General features: G+C 33.5%; 15 protein-coding genes and 4 pseudogenes. 11 read left to right on the forward strand and 8 right to left on the reverse strand.

Annotation, left to right across the window (positions count from 1 at the left end; translation table 11 throughout):
* Nucleotides 1–484: 484 nt before the first annotated feature.
* From AY607_RS03045 to AY607_RS15175, 5 genes and pseudogenes are all read right to left on the reverse strand, one after another.
* Nucleotides 485–1,615 (reverse strand): hypothetical protein, encoded by a 1,131-nt coding sequence (locus AY607_RS03045; protein ID WP_064101742.1) that lies wholly within the window; start codon nt 1,613–1,615, stop codon nt 485–487.
* A 557-nt stretch (nt 1,616–2,172) separates the two neighbouring features.
* A complete protein-coding gene (locus tag AY607_RS03050; RefSeq protein WP_064095457.1) occupies nt 2,173–2,454 on the reverse strand; it encodes a hypothetical protein in 282 nt (93 codons plus the stop codon).
* Between the two features lie 939 nt (nt 2,455–3,393).
* Nucleotides 3,394–4,338 (reverse strand): sensor domain-containing diguanylate cyclase, encoded by a 945-nt coding sequence (locus tag AY607_RS03055; protein ID WP_064095456.1) that lies wholly within the window; start codon nt 4,336–4,338, stop codon nt 3,394–3,396.
* Between the two features lie 922 nt (nt 4,339–5,260).
* Complete coding sequence (locus tag AY607_RS03060) at nt 5,261–5,551, reverse strand: hypothetical protein (protein ID WP_064095455.1); 291 nt, start codon at nt 5,549–5,551, stop codon at nt 5,261–5,263.
* Nucleotides 5,552–5,632: 81 nt separating this feature from the next.
* Nucleotides 5,633–5,995, reverse strand: a pseudogene (locus AY607_RS15175) (S24 family peptidase); the annotation flags it as partial.
* Nucleotides 5,996–6,717: 722 nt separating this feature from the next.
* Between AY607_RS15175 and AY607_RS03065 the strand changes: the two are divergent.
* Nucleotides 6,718–7,098, forward strand: coding sequence for a hypothetical protein (locus tag AY607_RS03065; protein ID WP_064101743.1), 381 nt, complete (start codon nt 6,718–6,720; stop codon nt 7,096–7,098).
* Nucleotides 7,099–7,986: 888 nt separating this feature from the next.
* Complete coding sequence (locus AY607_RS03075) at nt 7,987–8,205, forward strand: hypothetical protein (protein WP_064101745.1); 219 nt, start codon at nt 7,987–7,989, stop codon at nt 8,203–8,205.
* A 306-nt stretch (nt 8,206–8,511) separates the two neighbouring features.
* On the opposite strand, the gene AY607_RS03080 is transcribed toward AY607_RS03075, so the two are convergent.
* Nucleotides 8,512–8,832, reverse strand: coding sequence for a hypothetical protein (locus tag AY607_RS03080; RefSeq protein ID WP_064101746.1), 321 nt, complete (start codon nt 8,830–8,832; stop codon nt 8,512–8,514).
* A 425-nt stretch (nt 8,833–9,257) separates the two neighbouring features.
* Between AY607_RS03080 and AY607_RS03085 the strand changes: the two genes are divergently transcribed.
* From AY607_RS03085 to AY607_RS15290, 6 genes and pseudogenes are all read left to right on the forward strand, one after another.
* Nucleotides 9,258–9,560 carry an I78 family peptidase inhibitor gene (locus AY607_RS03085; protein ID WP_064101747.1) on the forward strand — a complete coding sequence of 101 codons (303 nt, stop codon included), beginning with the start codon at nt 9,258–9,260 and terminating at the stop codon, nt 9,558–9,560.
* Nucleotides 9,561–9,623: 63 nt separating this feature from the next.
* Entirely contained in the window at nt 9,624–9,845 is a 222-nt protein-coding gene (locus tag AY607_RS03090; RefSeq protein WP_064101748.1) for a hypothetical protein, read from the forward strand.
* Between the two features lie 153 nt (nt 9,846–9,998).
* Entirely contained in the window at nt 9,999–10,199 is a 201-nt protein-coding gene (locus tag AY607_RS15180) for a hypothetical protein (RefSeq protein WP_064101749.1), read from the forward strand.
* 730 nt (nt 10,200–10,929) lie between these two features.
* Nucleotides 10,930–11,271: a hypothetical protein gene (locus AY607_RS03100; protein ID WP_064101750.1), complete on the forward strand. Its 342-nt coding sequence runs from the start codon at nt 10,930–10,932 to the stop codon at nt 11,269–11,271.
* 137 nt (nt 11,272–11,408) lie between these two features.
* A pseudogene (locus AY607_RS15360) lies at nt 11,409–11,759 on the forward strand (hypothetical protein).
* A gap of 185 nt (nt 11,760–11,944) precedes the next feature.
* Nucleotides 11,945–11,989, forward strand: a pseudogene (locus tag AY607_RS15290) (hypothetical protein); the annotation flags it as partial.
* Between the two features lie 275 nt (nt 11,990–12,264).
* On the opposite strand, the gene AY607_RS15015 reads toward AY607_RS15290, so the two are convergent.
* The gene (locus tag AY607_RS15015; RefSeq protein ID WP_171255268.1) at nt 12,265–12,435 is read right to left on the reverse strand and encodes a hypothetical protein; all 171 of its coding nucleotides are present in this window, start codon (nt 12,433–12,435) and stop codon (nt 12,265–12,267) included.
* Nucleotides 12,436–12,623: 188 nt separating this feature from the next.
* Here AY607_RS15015 and AY607_RS03115 point away from each other — a divergent pair, with 188 nt between their 5' ends.
* Together AY607_RS03115 and AY607_RS15185 are read left to right on the forward strand one after the other, a co-directional pair.
* Nucleotides 12,624–12,896, forward strand: a complete 273-nt coding sequence (locus tag AY607_RS03115; protein WP_064095448.1) for a hypothetical protein — start codon at nt 12,624–12,626, stop codon at nt 12,894–12,896.
* A gap of 267 nt (nt 12,897–13,163) precedes the next feature.
* Entirely contained in the window at nt 13,164–13,337 is a 174-nt protein-coding gene (locus tag AY607_RS15185) for a hypothetical protein (RefSeq protein WP_155857660.1), read from the forward strand.
* 515 nt (nt 13,338–13,852) lie between these two features.
* Here AY607_RS15185 and ddlA read toward each other — a convergent pair.
* Nucleotides 13,853–14,944, reverse strand: coding sequence for a D-alanine--D-alanine ligase (gene ddlA / locus AY607_RS03125; RefSeq protein ID WP_064101784.1), 1,092 nt, complete (start codon nt 14,942–14,944; stop codon nt 13,853–13,855).
* A gap of 269 nt (nt 14,945–15,213) precedes the next feature.
* Here ddlA and AY607_RS03130 point away from each other — a divergent pair.
* Nucleotides 15,214–15,798, forward strand: a pseudogene (locus AY607_RS03130) (alpha/beta hydrolase); the annotation flags it as partial.
* Between the last annotated feature and the right edge of the window lie 210 nt (nt 15,799–16,008).

The following is a 16,008-nucleotide window of genomic DNA, read 5'->3' on the forward strand; positions in this document are numbered from 1 at the left end:
TCCATAAATAGGTGTCCACTTAAATTTTAGTGGACACTATCGCGGTATTAATGAGTTAGAAAAAGTGGGGCTCAGCGGACGCTTACGATGAATGTAGAAAATTATGGAATATTGATTGTAAAGAGTCTAAAATTAAATACTATTTCATCTCATTAATTTCTTGGAGTTTCCCTCATAAATATTGTCTCTAATTAAAGTATTATATTGAAGCCCTAAAAAATTAATAAAAACAGCTTCTAAAATGTTAGGAGCTGTAATCAATTTTTCTGCTAGATTGAAATAAATGGGCTTATAAAATTTACTTATATGCTTAAGGTTAACAGTTCAAGTAATATCTCTAATATCTGATTCCCATTATAAAAGCATGATAAATAGACTTCTTGCATTAGTCAAAATTTAAACAGCCGCAAGCTATATTTTATAAGGTTTTAGCTGATTCAAAAATTAGGTAAAAACATACTTTCACAAGAGGCCCATTATTTAATCATGAAACAAGAGCCAGATTCTTGATAATATTGGATATTTCTTCACTGAGTATAATGTCTACATCATTATTGCCATGAACATTTAAAGGCTTTTTCTCTATAGTAAACAGGTCTTTAAGTATTTTTATAGTGAGAGTGTTTTGAGGTGAGTTAGAAAGTCGATATACAGACTCGTCCAACACTGTATTTAATTTTTTGATCTCCTTTTTATCATTAATCTGTTTTATAAAAACAAGATATGCACGGTATAGAATCGCAAGGGCACTCTTATATTTCATAAATTTTTGCATATTCACTTTACCACCTTGTGAGGAAGGCATAATCATATCTTTGCAGGTGATCTTCTTATTTGATAAATCAAAATCAGCATGAGCAACTAAATCTCGAATTTCACGTTGAATATGTGCTTTGTTAAAGTAGGGTAAGTTGGTTTCAATCGCTTTTTTAAGATTTTTAGGGGTTAAATCAGCCTTCTTATTAGCCAAGCTTGAAAAATCATAACCTTTCGAACTATCTGCATATACCAAAGCATTACTGCGTGTCATCATTGTAAGAGCTGACCAGAATTGATAATTTATCTCACCTCTAAGTTCAGCATTAAGGTTGAGAGCTACATAGTTTTTATAAACATAGACAATATCATCAAGATTTTTTAAAAGTTCAGAAGCGACAGCTACCTCAGACTTAACAGGATTGGGATTAAATTCAATACCAATCATGGACGAAATTAAGAAGCCGAACAGACGAGCCATATCTTGGTTTTCAATGATAGACTCATAGCTATATTCTTGAGCAAATGTATCCATAGCAGTTTGGGCTAACACTTCATATAAATTTGAATCCTGTACTGGACTCAGTTTACCTTTGATAGCCACAGAAACATCAGGATGTATGAAGCTTGTGAATAAGCCTGATACAATATTAAATTCAGCATCAGATTTAAGCAGTTCATTCATCATAAGAACACGAATGAAATATTCTGTATTTTTAATATTATTGTTGGTTGGTACTAAGCTAATTACAGCATAGGTGAATCTTGGATCACCCGTTTCCATGTAAGAGACTTTTTTTACTTGGTAAGGATGAGGATAATTTTTAAGTGGTATTAGCTTAAATTTAGGCTCTAACATAGTGATATCAGGACGTCTCAGAGTTTTGTATTGTGTGAGGGGTGGGTGGTATCTTTTTGATTATGCGTCCATTAGCTATACTTATGCAATATTTATACACTGGTTTACGTCAAGTTTTTTACTTTAGTTTTTTAGATCTCAATAATAGGTGATTTCTGAAATTTTTAGACTTTATGAATCAAGTGCGTTGAAAATCTTTATTATTTAAATGGAGTCGAGTGAGTTAAGTGGAATATTCTGCGCTTAACCTGTATAAATAATCTATTATGAAATATCGAGCATTACGATCATCCATATTATATAGTTATAGTGGCGTGTGAGCGGTAAAAAGGATTTTGACTTACTAATAAGTGAAACAAAAAGATACAATTAAAACTATAAATTTTCTTGTATCACAACTTGTATCACTGAAAAATTTCACTGCAATAAGTAGTTGAAAATAAAAATATTATAATGGTAATTGGTAGTGGATATACCTACCAAGATTCTAAACATTAAGTTATAAGGGTTTTAAGCAAAAACAGTAGCTTAAAGCCATTTTTTATATTTCATAGTCACTAATTCTTCCTAGCACGCCCACGCTTAGCCACTGGCTTAGCAGTCAAAATCAAATTTGCCTGCTCTGGGTCGTAAAGACATTTGCCTCGAGTGCCTTTGTTAATCTCTGCACAGCGATCACGTACAGCATCTACACTAATGCCATAGTGCTGAGCCAATTCAGCTGCTGATACCAGTTTTGGGCTTACATCCTTAATCGATATGATCTTTGCACCGCCAATCTCAGATCCTATAAATAATTGAGGTGCTTCACTTTGTACAGTAATTTGAAAAATATCCATTTAAGACACCTCCTTTAAGCTCTGTAAGACTCCAGATCGGTCATGCTTCGCAATATAGCTTGAAAGCATATGGGTAAATTGCATTGGCATTTTCATTATCAACTGGAACGGTTGTTATGCCTAATTTATAGGAAATAGATAGCCTAAAATTACCTTGAAATTCTTCTACTACCCAAAAGAAACATCGGCTTGTTGTTAGTTCGGTGCCAGATTAAAAGCCTTGTCCTTGTGCAGCTCGTCAATGATGAAGTTGGGTACTGCAATTGTGCTCATTTCAATCATTAAGCTGCCCCTTTATAAATATTTTTATGTTTAAAGTTTGCTTCAACTAAAGCGCGTGATAAATGAAGGTAAACAGAATTACCCACCATTCATGTTTGCTCTGTTTTGGTTATACGGCAGTTCAAATCATAAAAAAACTCTTGCTGAGATACTGGTTGAACAACATCAGCAGTCTGTCTGAGTAGATCTGATCGATGCTGATTTTAGACCGTACCAACATGGTGACAAATTCCCGAGTGAGCTGAAAGAGCCAAGAGATTTTTTGATCTCTCTATATTTGTCACTATAGATTTCGGGTCATCTTCCGACGAAGTTCTATAACAGCTCGTATAGAGAAAGGGTACTAATAGAATTTGGAGAATTTTTCTTTTCATCATGTCTGCTTCTCGTAATGAGCAGATGGGATTATAGGTATTATTTTTTTAAAGTAAACAAATAATTAGATTATAAAATATAAAGATATAAAGTGTTTTAAAAAGCAATAATTATGAAGTTTTGAGATGGGAAAATCATAAGTTTTTTGACCAGAGATAAAAATATTTGGGCAAAATCGCGTATCAGATTGTGTGAAGTGCATGTGACTATTTCAATTGCATATCTTCAGATTGTAGATAGGACCTTAACAGATACAAAGAATACATCGTGCAAGTAGTTTAATTAATGGCTACTTGATTTGACCATAACTTTATTCTGATACATCTTTGCATCTGCTTCTTTGATAGCTTCAGCTAACCCAAAGGTTGGATTACGCATTGCAAGACCAATTGCAGCACTAATTCCAACTTTTGCAAAAGTATTTTGAATTCTTGATGCAAGCTTTTTAGCATGCTCTAAGTTAGTTTCAATAGTCATCACAGCAAACTCATCACCCCCTAAGCGAGCGATAATATCATTACTACGTACCGTATTTTTGAGAGCTAAAGCCATTCTTTGAATGAGCTCATCACCTGCAGCATGACCCAGAGTATCATTTGTGATCTTAAGATCATTAAGGTCTATCATAAGAATAGCAGTAGGATGCCCATAGCGCTTACAGCGCTCTTCCTCTTTGATAATCAGCTCATCCCAGGCACGACGGTTGAAAAGTCCAGTCATTGGGTCGGACATTGCTTCCATTTCAAAACGCTCAGCTTTACGTATGTACTCAGCAGCTTTTATATCGGCTTGAATCGTATAACTGAGTACCTTTGCTATCAGCTCGAATAATGGAGCATCTTCAACAAGAATTTTAGGTTGAGGTTCGGGATCAATTGCACATAAAGTACCAAAAAGAGAGCCATCTTCTTTATACAGAGGTTGGCCGATATAGGCTTTAATTGGGACTAGGTGATTTATAGGTGCGTCTGCGTAAACTTGAATATCTGGTGAATAGGGAGCAATACGGGGCGCATTGCTTTGCACCATGTGTGAGCAGAATGAGTCTGCCCAATGAAATACTTGTCCAGGCTTAACGTTATAACCATTATCTTCACTTAGTAACACGATCCAGTCATCACCCTCTGTACGAGTAATCATCCATAATTTAAAGCCAAATCGTTGAGATAAGAATTTTAAAATGGCTTGGCCAGCTTCTTCAAAGTTCTTAAAGTTAATATTATTCATGAAGTGAACCTACTGCAATAGTAAGAATATATATGTGAAATACACAACATATGAATAATTCTTATAAAAGGGAGTCAAAATAGGTATTATATAGAAATGTGTGAAATTTATACCAAAAATAATGCTTAAAGAAATGTATTTTTATAATGAAATTTAAAATTAACCAGCGAAGAAGAATACCAAGATGTAGTTTTCTTATTACTTATGAAAAAATGCAATCACTGCCATTATGGCTGCGATATTCATAAGGATTAAAAATATATAAAAAGTCATAATGAAGCGAAGCTACCAAAAAATTTTCAAAATTATAGGCCTAAAGAAACCTTCAATATGTATCGTTATTATTAATAAGGAAAGGAAATTGTAAAGTCGAGAGGAAAATTATCTAACCCTTTATATTAAAATAAAATTTATATTTATTTGGTGATTTATTTAAATCATTCAACAGTTTATCTTCATTGTGTGCATTGGGGGACAATCTTATAAGAACTGATAGATAGTTTCCTTTAAATTTTTTGGTATAAGCTTCACATAAGATTTGAGTTCTTCACTAATGAGAGTATGTGGGTTTTCAAGCTTTTCTAAGTAATTATTAACTGTTTTATTAGCCCCTATGAGTTTTATATTAGATTAAACGACCACCTGATATCTTTGTCTAATGATTTCATTTCATAATTTAATTTTGAAGAATTATCACAGCCAGTAAGAAAAAAATATAAAGTTCCTTGTGTTTATGACTATATCTCTTATAAGAGAGTACATTATTTTTGGACCACATATTTTACATAAAAAGGTCAAGAATTATATGGATGCACAAGCTGCTGGCTTCTTATATATGTTACCAGGTGTATTTCTATTTTGTCTTGGATCTTATTTAAGATAAAACCCACTGCTAGGGTGGGTTAGGTGTCTCAATTCTAATTTAAAAAACTTCGTAATTACATACTTCTATTCTTGAAATAAAATCGAGAGGCATGGTTAGTCTCTCAGCTGTAATAGTTTCAAAATGAACCCAGATAGCAGCATCTCTATTCTCAAAACTAATACTCACAAGTTTTACCAAGTCGTAAGGTTCAACATTATGGGTCAAGATAATATTATAGAGGTGATCTGAGCGGACGTACGAAATAAGCGTTTGATGGATAGTTAGTTGCTCTTTACTACTTAACTCACTGTAATTACTTAATTCTGATAAATCATTTTGAATATTCACTTCAATCCTTAACAATCTTAAATTTTCTGTAGCAAACGGCGATTTTATCAATTTAGACAACGATGAATATGTTGGCTTTTGTTAATTCCCTCTAACTCTTGTTCCCGCTCGATAAACATGCGTGCGCCAGTCAATCACCTGAGCTACAAATATACATTGGTCGTCTAACTCATTAATATTTGGCTTAAGTTCTTGATTTAGAGGCTGGAGATATCTTTTTCAATTTGTCTCGATAACTAATGTTTTGAAAGTAATATCATCACCGCGACGAACTACAATAATGTCACCAGACTATATCTCTGCGTAATAAGCATTTGGATCAACAACGATGTAATCACCTTCCATAAAATCAGGGAAATTACTCAAGCCTTGAATCTTTAGAAAAAAGCAGTTTGAGCATTCATCTTCTGCTAAGAGTAACCATTCCTCGGTTACCTCGCTTATACCATGCATATTTCCTTGATTACTGATATCGGAATTGTGATACAAATAAATATCGGTTTGGTTGTTTTTATAATATCGGAGGCTCTTATGGATCAATGGTAGACAGTGATCTCTGATTTACAAAAATAGGGATTAAAACATACTTAAATTAATAACTAAATTAAATATTTACAGAACTATGTAAGTAATCTGGAACACCGCATTTGCAGTAATCGCCTAATCCTACGATAAGGGTAAAATTCCTAAGAAGCTTTGGAAAAAGAATTGCTCATCAAAGACAGCCGTCTAAACCAATTATTAAGAACGGGAAAGCAGCAGATTTAGCTTTAAGCAAACAAATGCATAAATTCACACAAAAAGAACAAGCCTGATGGTCTAGATCAGGCTTGTTCGATTCATTAATCATGGAACCAATGAATATGCGATCAAATTTAGCACAACACCAAGGTTCTTTCAAATGTGAAGCGACTACAAACGATGCCTTCTTAAGAAATTTGAAACACGTGAAGTTGACCTTGGCTTGGCTCCTGATGTTGCATACGTCAAACCACTTGGTTTGAGCAAAGTGATGGCTAAAGCTAGTAATATTTTTCTGATTCAAGTATGATTTTTCTATAATGGTCGTATTATGGCTTGATCAAAAATTTAAAGAATTTCAATACCTGCAAACTTCTAGTTTGTGGGTGTTTTTTTATGTATTTACTAACAAATGGATTTAAATTATGAAGGGTATTATTGCTATTGGATTATTAGGGTTGTCTAGCTTTGCGTTTGCTTATCAAAATCCGACCAAAGAAGGTGAGTGTTTCTTTGTGGATGGGGCGAAACAATCTTATACTTGTATGATTCTCTCAGGCGGAGATGTGGGGGTGTCATACATCGATTTACAATTTAATAAGCAAGAATACCTTATCGAACAGTCTGTAGCTTGTGGTGGGAAATGCGCGCCTCATCTTGGAACTATTCCTGAAGATGTGCGTGAAGCCAAAAAGTATTTTCGAAACTATAAAACTAAAAATATTGTCGCTAACCAAGCCAAAGGTGACTGGACCTGCTATAAGCAGAATAAAGGAAAATTAGATGTATGTTATATCTCTAATTGATAATTTATTCCTTATGTCTACACATAAGCTCGATCACAGATTGAGCTTTTTTGTTATTTTGTTTAAAACAAATGGGTGTCATACTAAGACTTAAGTTTAAATCAAGAAGAATCCTTATGACCAGCCAAAGGGTTGTGATTTTAGGCGGAGTATTATTAGCACTTATATTCTTATTGTGTTTCCACATGTATAGTCTTTCAAAGCAAGAAAGATTAGAGAGTCTGGAAAAACTGTCTGAAAAGTTTAGAATATCCCAATAGCTAATTTTTATAAGAATAAAATAAAAGCTCGTCGAAAGATGGGCTTTTTTGTTGTCCATAAAAAGAAAATCTATTCCTGCTGGAGTACTGATCAGTGGAACAAGTCTTCGAGTAAACTTACCTTCTTGGGATCTAGATCAGGGTTTGGCAGCCCGCCCTACAAAGGATTGAAAGCAATTAAAGCAGACTGTGCATGTTAGGTGGGTGTGATTGTGAGTAGCATCTATCCCCGCGAAGAGGGATTTTTAAATATTAATCATAGATTAAAACTATACAACAATATGATTTAATTATTATTGTTGGTATGTTTTGCCACTGGAAAATATATGATTAGTGTAGAAAATAACCGGTAGAAACTGCTGTAGTTTCTTCGTGACCCTCAATGGTCCTTAGTTTATAAGCCCACTTCACCTTTCCATGAGTGGGCTTTTTTTATCAGGAAAAACATGCTCCAATTCATATACTGTTTATTCGGCCTAGACGGTGTGACTGAGAACAGGAATGGCAAGAAAGAATACCGGGATTGCTTGAAGGAAATAGATGCTACTTGAAAGTATAAAATTATTCTTACATTAGGTATTTTGCTTCTCAGTTATAATTGTATTTTTGGTAATCACTGGTGACCAAAATGACTAATAACATAACCCTAACATACGAAGAATTGTTTATTAAGCTTCATCAGGCTATTGCTAAGCGAAAGGAAAATCCAATTCTTTTGAAAGTACCTTTACATGCTATTGATAAGGACGATATTTTAGAATTGGGTGAATATTTCCGCAAACATGCTTTTAATTTTGAAACTTATTTAGAGGGCGAGAACACATTTGTGATTGCCGTGGAATATTAAGCTGATACAATTTTAATAGCGTCACATTTTCTGTATATATGAGCCTATTATGGCAAACAAAATCCCTTGCATTTTAGAGGTTAAGGGATTTTTCTTTTCTTATTGGTAGTGAAAATGGACACAATAGAAGCAAAACATAACATTGAGAAGTACGAAACCGAAATCACTAAATGGCAAGCACTACCATGCGGATTAATGTCATGTGATTGAAATGATCATGGTGGATCGGAAAATTGCCCAATTAAAAGAATGATCAAAGAGTTTGAGAAATATGCTTAATGCGTGATGCAAAGCGAATGGCTATGATTATATAATATTTTCTTTATCATATTTTGCAGAATATGCTACTACCGACTCAGAATAATTTTTCTTATCCTTATCCGTATAATTAATACTTATTGAGTCTTCCGTATCAGAATAATGTATTTCATATTGGTACGAAGCATTTGGCTCCAAGTCACCTATAAAATCTATTCTTTTTGAATGTGTGTATTTGAAATTAACGTTATAAACCGTCTTATCAGTTTTATTATTTACGCTTATAATTCCATGATCTTTTTCTATAGGTGAGCAAGCAATTATAAATATACTCGCCACACTTAAAAAAATTTTTTTAATGAAATTCATAAAAACTTCACCTTATAAATCTTAAAAAGCTTCATACCACCAAAAAAGTAAATTGATCTTAAAAATTTATTAGATCATGGGGGCTTCAGGCTGAAACCTAAATGCTGGTACAACTTAGGTGTTGTTCAATGTAATTCTATAAGAAAGAAAGTCTGAATGTTTGAAGGAAATTAAATAATTAGCAATTCGTCTAAAGAAGTTAAATAATTCTATTTGGGTAGATAATTTATTTGTTAGGATGTTTGTTCATAAAAAGAACAAAAAAGATAGATGAATGGACATGTACCTGCTTAATTTGGGAGAGTTAAGTAGGTTTTTTTTAAATTTAAATATTTAAAGAAGTGTATTAACATTGTTGATATGGCTAGGCTTGCCCAAGCCGACTTGGGTATCATCCTGCTTTTATATGTTAAAGATAGAAGCTTATGAAAATTATTTATAATTTGTCACTTATTCTTGCTGCAGTAGCCTTGACTGCTTGTGCCGGTACTCCCGAAACTGAAGTGGTTCACAAACCAGAAATGATGAAGAAATGCGTGCCTGAAAGTGCAGCAAAATTAGCACGTACGACATTATCAAGTGAAGCTGATATCAAATCAAAAACAAATGCTGAGGTTGTAAGACTTGTTGCACCTGGTCAGCCTATAACTAAAGATTATCATCCAGGACGAGTCACGGTTATTGCTGATCCACAAACTCAAACAATCCTGAAGGCATTCTGTGGTTAAAAACTGAAAAGAGCAATAATGTATAAGACCTCCTTCGGGAGGTTTTTTTAATGAGCGCAAATTATGGATCCAAAACTCTATAAAGGCTTGACTGCCAAAGGTCCAGTTAAAAATAAACCTTGTAATAGGCCACTACCTAAAGCTAGTAGAAAATACTTAGAAGTCTTCAATCGATTGAAAGAGGGCCTTGATCGGATGGAAATCAAATATGAAGAGTATTTTCATTTCAAAAGTGCCAAACACTGGCATTTTGATTTGTATGTTATTGAATATCAATATTTATAGAAATTGCTGGCGATCCATGGTCCGGCAGACGTAAAGGCAGGTTAGCTACAAAAGCATGGCGTATTGATCATTATGAACATGCGGAAGAAATAGGTTATCGCTTCAGTGCTTTGAAGTTAATGACATCAACATAAGCCAGTTAAAAACTGGCTTATGTGGGGCGGTCAGCTGCATAATCCGGATCACGATCATATTGTCGAGCTGCTTCTCGACAATGAAGAGTTCCTTGCATTCACTTGGACTTCATCTGCTGCCGTAGCGAAAAAAATGTATGGTGCTGCGACACTTCAACAAGTTGCAGCGTATCAAGTTGAGCAGATAGTTCAACTAAATGCGTCCTTTGCTGATGGCTGATACAGCTTCAGACCTCGTGATTAGAGTGGAGAATGCAAAGTTCTTCGTTTAGAATGAATTAAAAGTCTCCTGAAATAACCCTTCCATTAATTCATAACTAATTAGGGCAATATGAAATTTCAGGGCAGACTTTATTTGATGTAGGTAAAGAAACAGATCCAACACATCGCTAGTATAGTTATATTGTGACGATTCCGGCAGCGTAATTCCCTCTACAGGCACAAGAACTCCACCGCGCAATAGCGTCTTTTTTTTGTGCTTGTATTATATATTCAGCCCTTCATTAGCGAGAAAATGAATAAGAAATTGAGTATGAAAAAATTATTATGATTGATTATATGCCTAGTATTTTATATGTTAGGACAGATATTTAATTAAATCTTTTTTTAGAATGGCTTTTTTATATAAACCACAATATTTTTACCTTTTTAATCAATTGATATATAATTATTTTTTATTGAAAATTTGATTTCTATAATATATAAATGCGTAAAATTTGAAGGATTCACCATGGTAACTAAAGTAGAATTTATGGTGATTGCACTAATGGTATTCACCTTAATATATGTAATTTGTAAAATAGGGCAACGTTGTATTTGGATTCTCTGATAGCTTTCAATCCAGAGTTTAAAAAAGAACCTCCTTCGGGAGGTTTTTAATTAAGTGACTTTTCAGTTTCAAATAATTAAAAAATTAATGTAAAGTTCTAGCCCATCTACGGGAGGGAATTATGAAAAATCTAGGGATTTGGATATTCATATTAATACTGGCAGGATGCAGCAAACAAAAGTTTAAAAACCTTGAAGCAGATCCTGAGGTATTAAATGAAAAACAGCTGAGAGAAACAAGAGAACAGGTTAGAACCTTTATTCTTAATGCAGATTCATCTAAATTTCGCAATCAAGTGGGAGATTGTGGGGAAGTTAGCTATAAGAATAAAGACAATAAATATATTCCTTACCAGCGTTTTATTATTCTTGAGATGAATTTAGTACTTATAGAAAATCAAACGGAACAGAAGCAGTTTGAACTGTCTTGGAAAAGTGCTTGTATGGCAAGTTGGAACAAGTGATTATTAAGCTCCATCACTTGATGGCATCTTTTGTCACTTAAATATAAGTGAAGGTTTTTTCGTTATTTTAAATAACTAATATATATATATATATATATATACGGTTTCGTATTTTTTTGATTATAAGGCTAACTTTAATGAAATATTTAGTGGGTAGCTTCCTTTTAGCTTTAGCACTAACAGGATGTAACTCTTACCCTGCTCATGAATCTGCTTTATCGGCATCTAATGTTAACACCGTGGTAGCAACGCAAGTTATAAACTTTGTTGGACCCATGGATTTGACCATTTAACTTAAGTCATCTGATAATTTTGAAACAGCAGAGATGATGGATAACTCTGGTAAAGTCCATCGTTTAAAACAAACTGTTGCAGCTAGTGGTGTACGTTTAGCAAATGATAAGGGTGTGTCTATTCACTTTAAGCGTGGCGAAGGTGTGGTGGAATTGGTTAAAGGCAAGCCGATTAGTATTACTGAATACAAATAAATGTGATGCATGGATGTAATTTTTAAACACCCTCTGAGGTGGTTTTTAATGATTGAAATTTGTACAAAAAAGGCTAAAACTCAGTATTCGTACCATAAAAGGAGCAAGTATGAAAAAAGTTATATTGTTAAGTCTCTTGCTTTGCAACTACAGCTTTTTCTCATGGCGGACGAACTGATAAGGAGGGTTGTCACAAAGAAACTAAGACTGGCAAAAGCCATTGCCACTGAAGCGGATAACTTAAAAAATGAGCTAACTCCAATCCCTATTTTTTACCATTCAATAAAATTTTTGTAACTGTTGTATTATTAACTGTTTAGTTTGTTTAACATATGTATGTTGGATAGTTGGAGAATTCAGCGTGCCTACTAAAGCGGAAGCCATCGTGATTGCGCTCATGATATTTTCCTTGATCCTCATTATTTATGAAATGGGACAAGGATTAAATTGGAAGTACTAAAATATCTTCAAGTGTTGAAACAAGCCCTCATTTGAGGGCTTCAGTTTATTCATCAGAAGAATCAGATTTTTGTCCTTGTCCATCTCCATATTCTAAAGCAATTTGTTGCGCTTCGGCCGCGGCGGTAGCCTCTAGAGGTACGGATTCATCTGCGATAGCTATTGTTCCAGTAAATCCGAACAAAGTTAGTAATAGAACTTGCGACAACTTTTTCATTTGAATGTCCTCTACGTTTCTAAGACTTAATTTCAGTGTAGAGGTGAGACTCAGCCAGCCGTGTATTGGCTATGTCCCTATATGTAAGATGATCAAGCTTTTAGTTATGGCGCTACAGGCTTATGTAAGCGCAATTATCAGATGATTCTTTTTGTTGACTTGATTAACGAAAAGTTAAGAACTCTTGCTTGAAAATATATATCCTCGGATATAAATTAACCGCAAATGATAATAAGAGCCAGGCTATGGTTGATTACAATAAAATCCAACAAGAAATAGAAAATATGAAATCTGGTGCTATTAAGTGGATTGGTAGTAATTTCGAACTAAATGACATGCAGGAAATTTATCATCTATTGTTAAATTTAGAGAGCGAGGGCGTTATTGATATTATTGCTGTAGGTCATGAATCTTATACGGGGCATCGACTCGTACACAAAGTTAAAGTTGAAAAAAATTAGAATTCATATTGAGAGTCTTTCATTAAAAGAAAACCCTCTTCAGGTGGTTTTTTAATACCCGGAACCCAATCATGAATGACTTTTTTCCTAGCAACAAATCGAAGCATCAAAATTAATGGCATTGAAGTGCGCTAGATCCAGATGAAAGATTTTGATACCTAGGTAATGCATGCTGAAGTATTGAACAACTTTATTAAAGACTAAAATCATTCAGATGAGATTTTGACAGGGCTATTTAAAGCTCATGATGTGCAGGTCATTTCAACGATGTCATGCATCACTGAGCTGGATAATGAATCACTGGTAGAGCTAGCTGCTGATGAGCAAGCTTTTAAAGAGCTGCTTAAGGCAGTGCATCTGATCAATCAGGCTTGTTTTAAATATGAAAAGCCTAAAAAGAAAGATGACCAACCTAGTTTGATTCATTTCAGTTTCTGGTAGTAATGGGCCATCAGCACAGTGAAATCATTGCAATGACTTAAGGCGCATTTCAGAACTACGTTAAGGCAGCAAACAAAATGTATTAGCTTAAAACTTTTTTCGGCAATTTAGCTTGCTGCAACAATGAACTGGGTTAATTGATGACAGGCTTAAAAAACATCACACGACTCAAGGTTTGTCATCTGCGACGCATAGAATGTCATTGAATGAAACATAAATTGTCATAAAAAAATTCTCAGTAAAGGACAGGTTTTTTATAACACCGACTTTTTTAGAAAATTTATATTTTCTAGATTTTGATAGGTTGTAATTTTTAAAAGGATTATCAAAAGAGTTAAGTAATTAAAATACCTTATCGTAATTGTGGAACATTGCTCAAAGAATAGGTAGAAAACATAAAAAATCAATAAAGAGCCGTTCCAGTGTGCTGAACCCTGAAAAGACTCAAGTTAAGCATATGATTTATAGAAGATAAAATAAAGCATTTCATATAACATGTATTATGTTGATTTTAGCTAAAATACTGTATTTTGAATTTTTTCCTGTTCTCGATGATGCTCTATAGCCAATTCGATTAAACAAGTGATCAAGTCTGAATAGCTCAATCCACTTTCTTCCCATAACTTAGGGAACATACTTATATTCGTGAAACCCGGTAAAGTGTTTATTTCATTAATAAATACAGTTTCATCTTTTGTTAAAAAAACATCAATTCTTGCAAGTCCTGTACATTCCAGAATTTCATATGCACTGATAGCTATATCTTGAATTTTTTTACTTAATTCAGTTGATATATTGGCTGGTATTGTTACCTTTGCGCCTTTTTCATTAATGTATTTTGTTTCATAAGAATAGAAACTATCTGATAACTCGATCTCACCACAGACACTAGCGATAGGTTTGTAATTTCCAATAACAGCACATTCTATTTCTCTACCATTAATACCTTTTTCAATTAATACCTTATGATCATAGTTGAATGCTGTATCCAGAGCTATTTCAAACTCTTCTATAGTATTTACTTTACTAACACCAACTGATGATCCTTGATTAGCAGGCTTCACGAATAATGGTAAACCTAACTTGGAGCAAGCAACTTCAAAATCTATATTTATTCTATTTCGTTTGGTTAATTTTATATATGGTGTAACGTTTAATCCTGCATCTCGTAATAATCTCTTTGATACATCTTTATCCATACATATAGCAGAACTTAATACTTGAGAGCCTACAAATGGCAAATTTACCATTTTTAATAGCCCTTGCAATGAACCATCTTCTCCAAGTGTTCCATGAACAATAGGAAAAATTACATCTAACTGTGATATAGCTTTATTTTGAAATTCAATAACTTGTTTTTCACTTTTTCCAGGAATAAAAGCTAAATTTCTTCCAGATGGATGTAAGGCTATAAGGTTTGGATCATCTGAGTTTAATAGAAATTGAGTACTTTCATTAAGGTGCCAAATTCCATCTTTATCTATTCCTATCAGTGTCACATCAAATTTTTCTTTATCTATAGCATCAACAATATTTCTTGCAGATTGAAGGGATACTTCATGTTCTGTTGATTTCCCCCCAAATATAATTCCTACATTTTTTTTCATTTTTTTCCCATAAAAAGATTTATCAATAACAACATACCACTGCAATAACTTAGTGTCATTGATATGATTTTGATATATAAACCTCACTTATTTGGCATAAAATCTTTTATGCGAAGATAAGGTGTAAGCTCTAAATAGAAATATCCAAAAAGAACATTTCTATTTGAGAATAACAATCTTGTGATGGATCTTGAACCTAAAAAATCATTTATTGAAAAATGACATCGGTTGAATCGTCTTACGCTCATAATGACATCGGTTGAGAAAAATTTCCAAATTCTGATTTATATGCAGTAGGCTCTTCTGCTGGAACAGGATTATTAATACGGTACTTAGGTGAAGAGGCTGAAAAAACACCAATTAAGGCTGCATTTGCCCTTTGTCCAGGTTATAACACTGAACTAGGATTTAAAAATGTTCATCCTGTTTATAGTAAAATCATGACTAAGAAACTCATACGAAAATTTGTTTTGCCCCATCAAGAAATATGGCAGAAAATACCGCAATGGGAGGAAATCTTGCATGTCAAAACTTTAGCCGAATTTGAGAAAACATACTTTAAAATGGCTGGATTTTCTGAGTATGAAAGCTATGTCAAAGCCTCTAACCCAATTTATGTTTTTGAAAATATTAAAATCCCCCTAATGATTTTAAATGCAGAAGATGATCCTGTTTGTCATATTAAAAATTTGGAACCTTATAAACAAGCCATTATGAAGATGCCAAATATCCTTGTAGTGACTACAAGAAGGGGGAGCCATTGTGGTTTTTATGAGGGAATGTTTAAAACGACTTCTTGGGCAACACGTTTAATGTCCAAATTTTTACTTAGTCAAGAAAAATCCCAAAATTAGCTTGGGTTACATATAAGAGGTTTTATGTTAAATAAAGACATTTATTATTTCTTCAAAAATTAAAAAACCGCCTAACAGGCGGTTTTTTAATTAAATATTGCTAATTGGCAATATTTAAAGCGGTAAAATTTGGTGGTTGATATATGATTTGCATATGGGAAAAAATCATCATTCCCGAAATTAAAAACATTAATATTGTTATTACAGAAC

This window comes from Acinetobacter sp. SFA (assembly GCF_001647535.1).
In the GTDB taxonomy this organism is placed as follows: Bacteria; Pseudomonadota; Gammaproteobacteria; order Pseudomonadales; family Moraxellaceae; genus Acinetobacter; species Acinetobacter pecorum.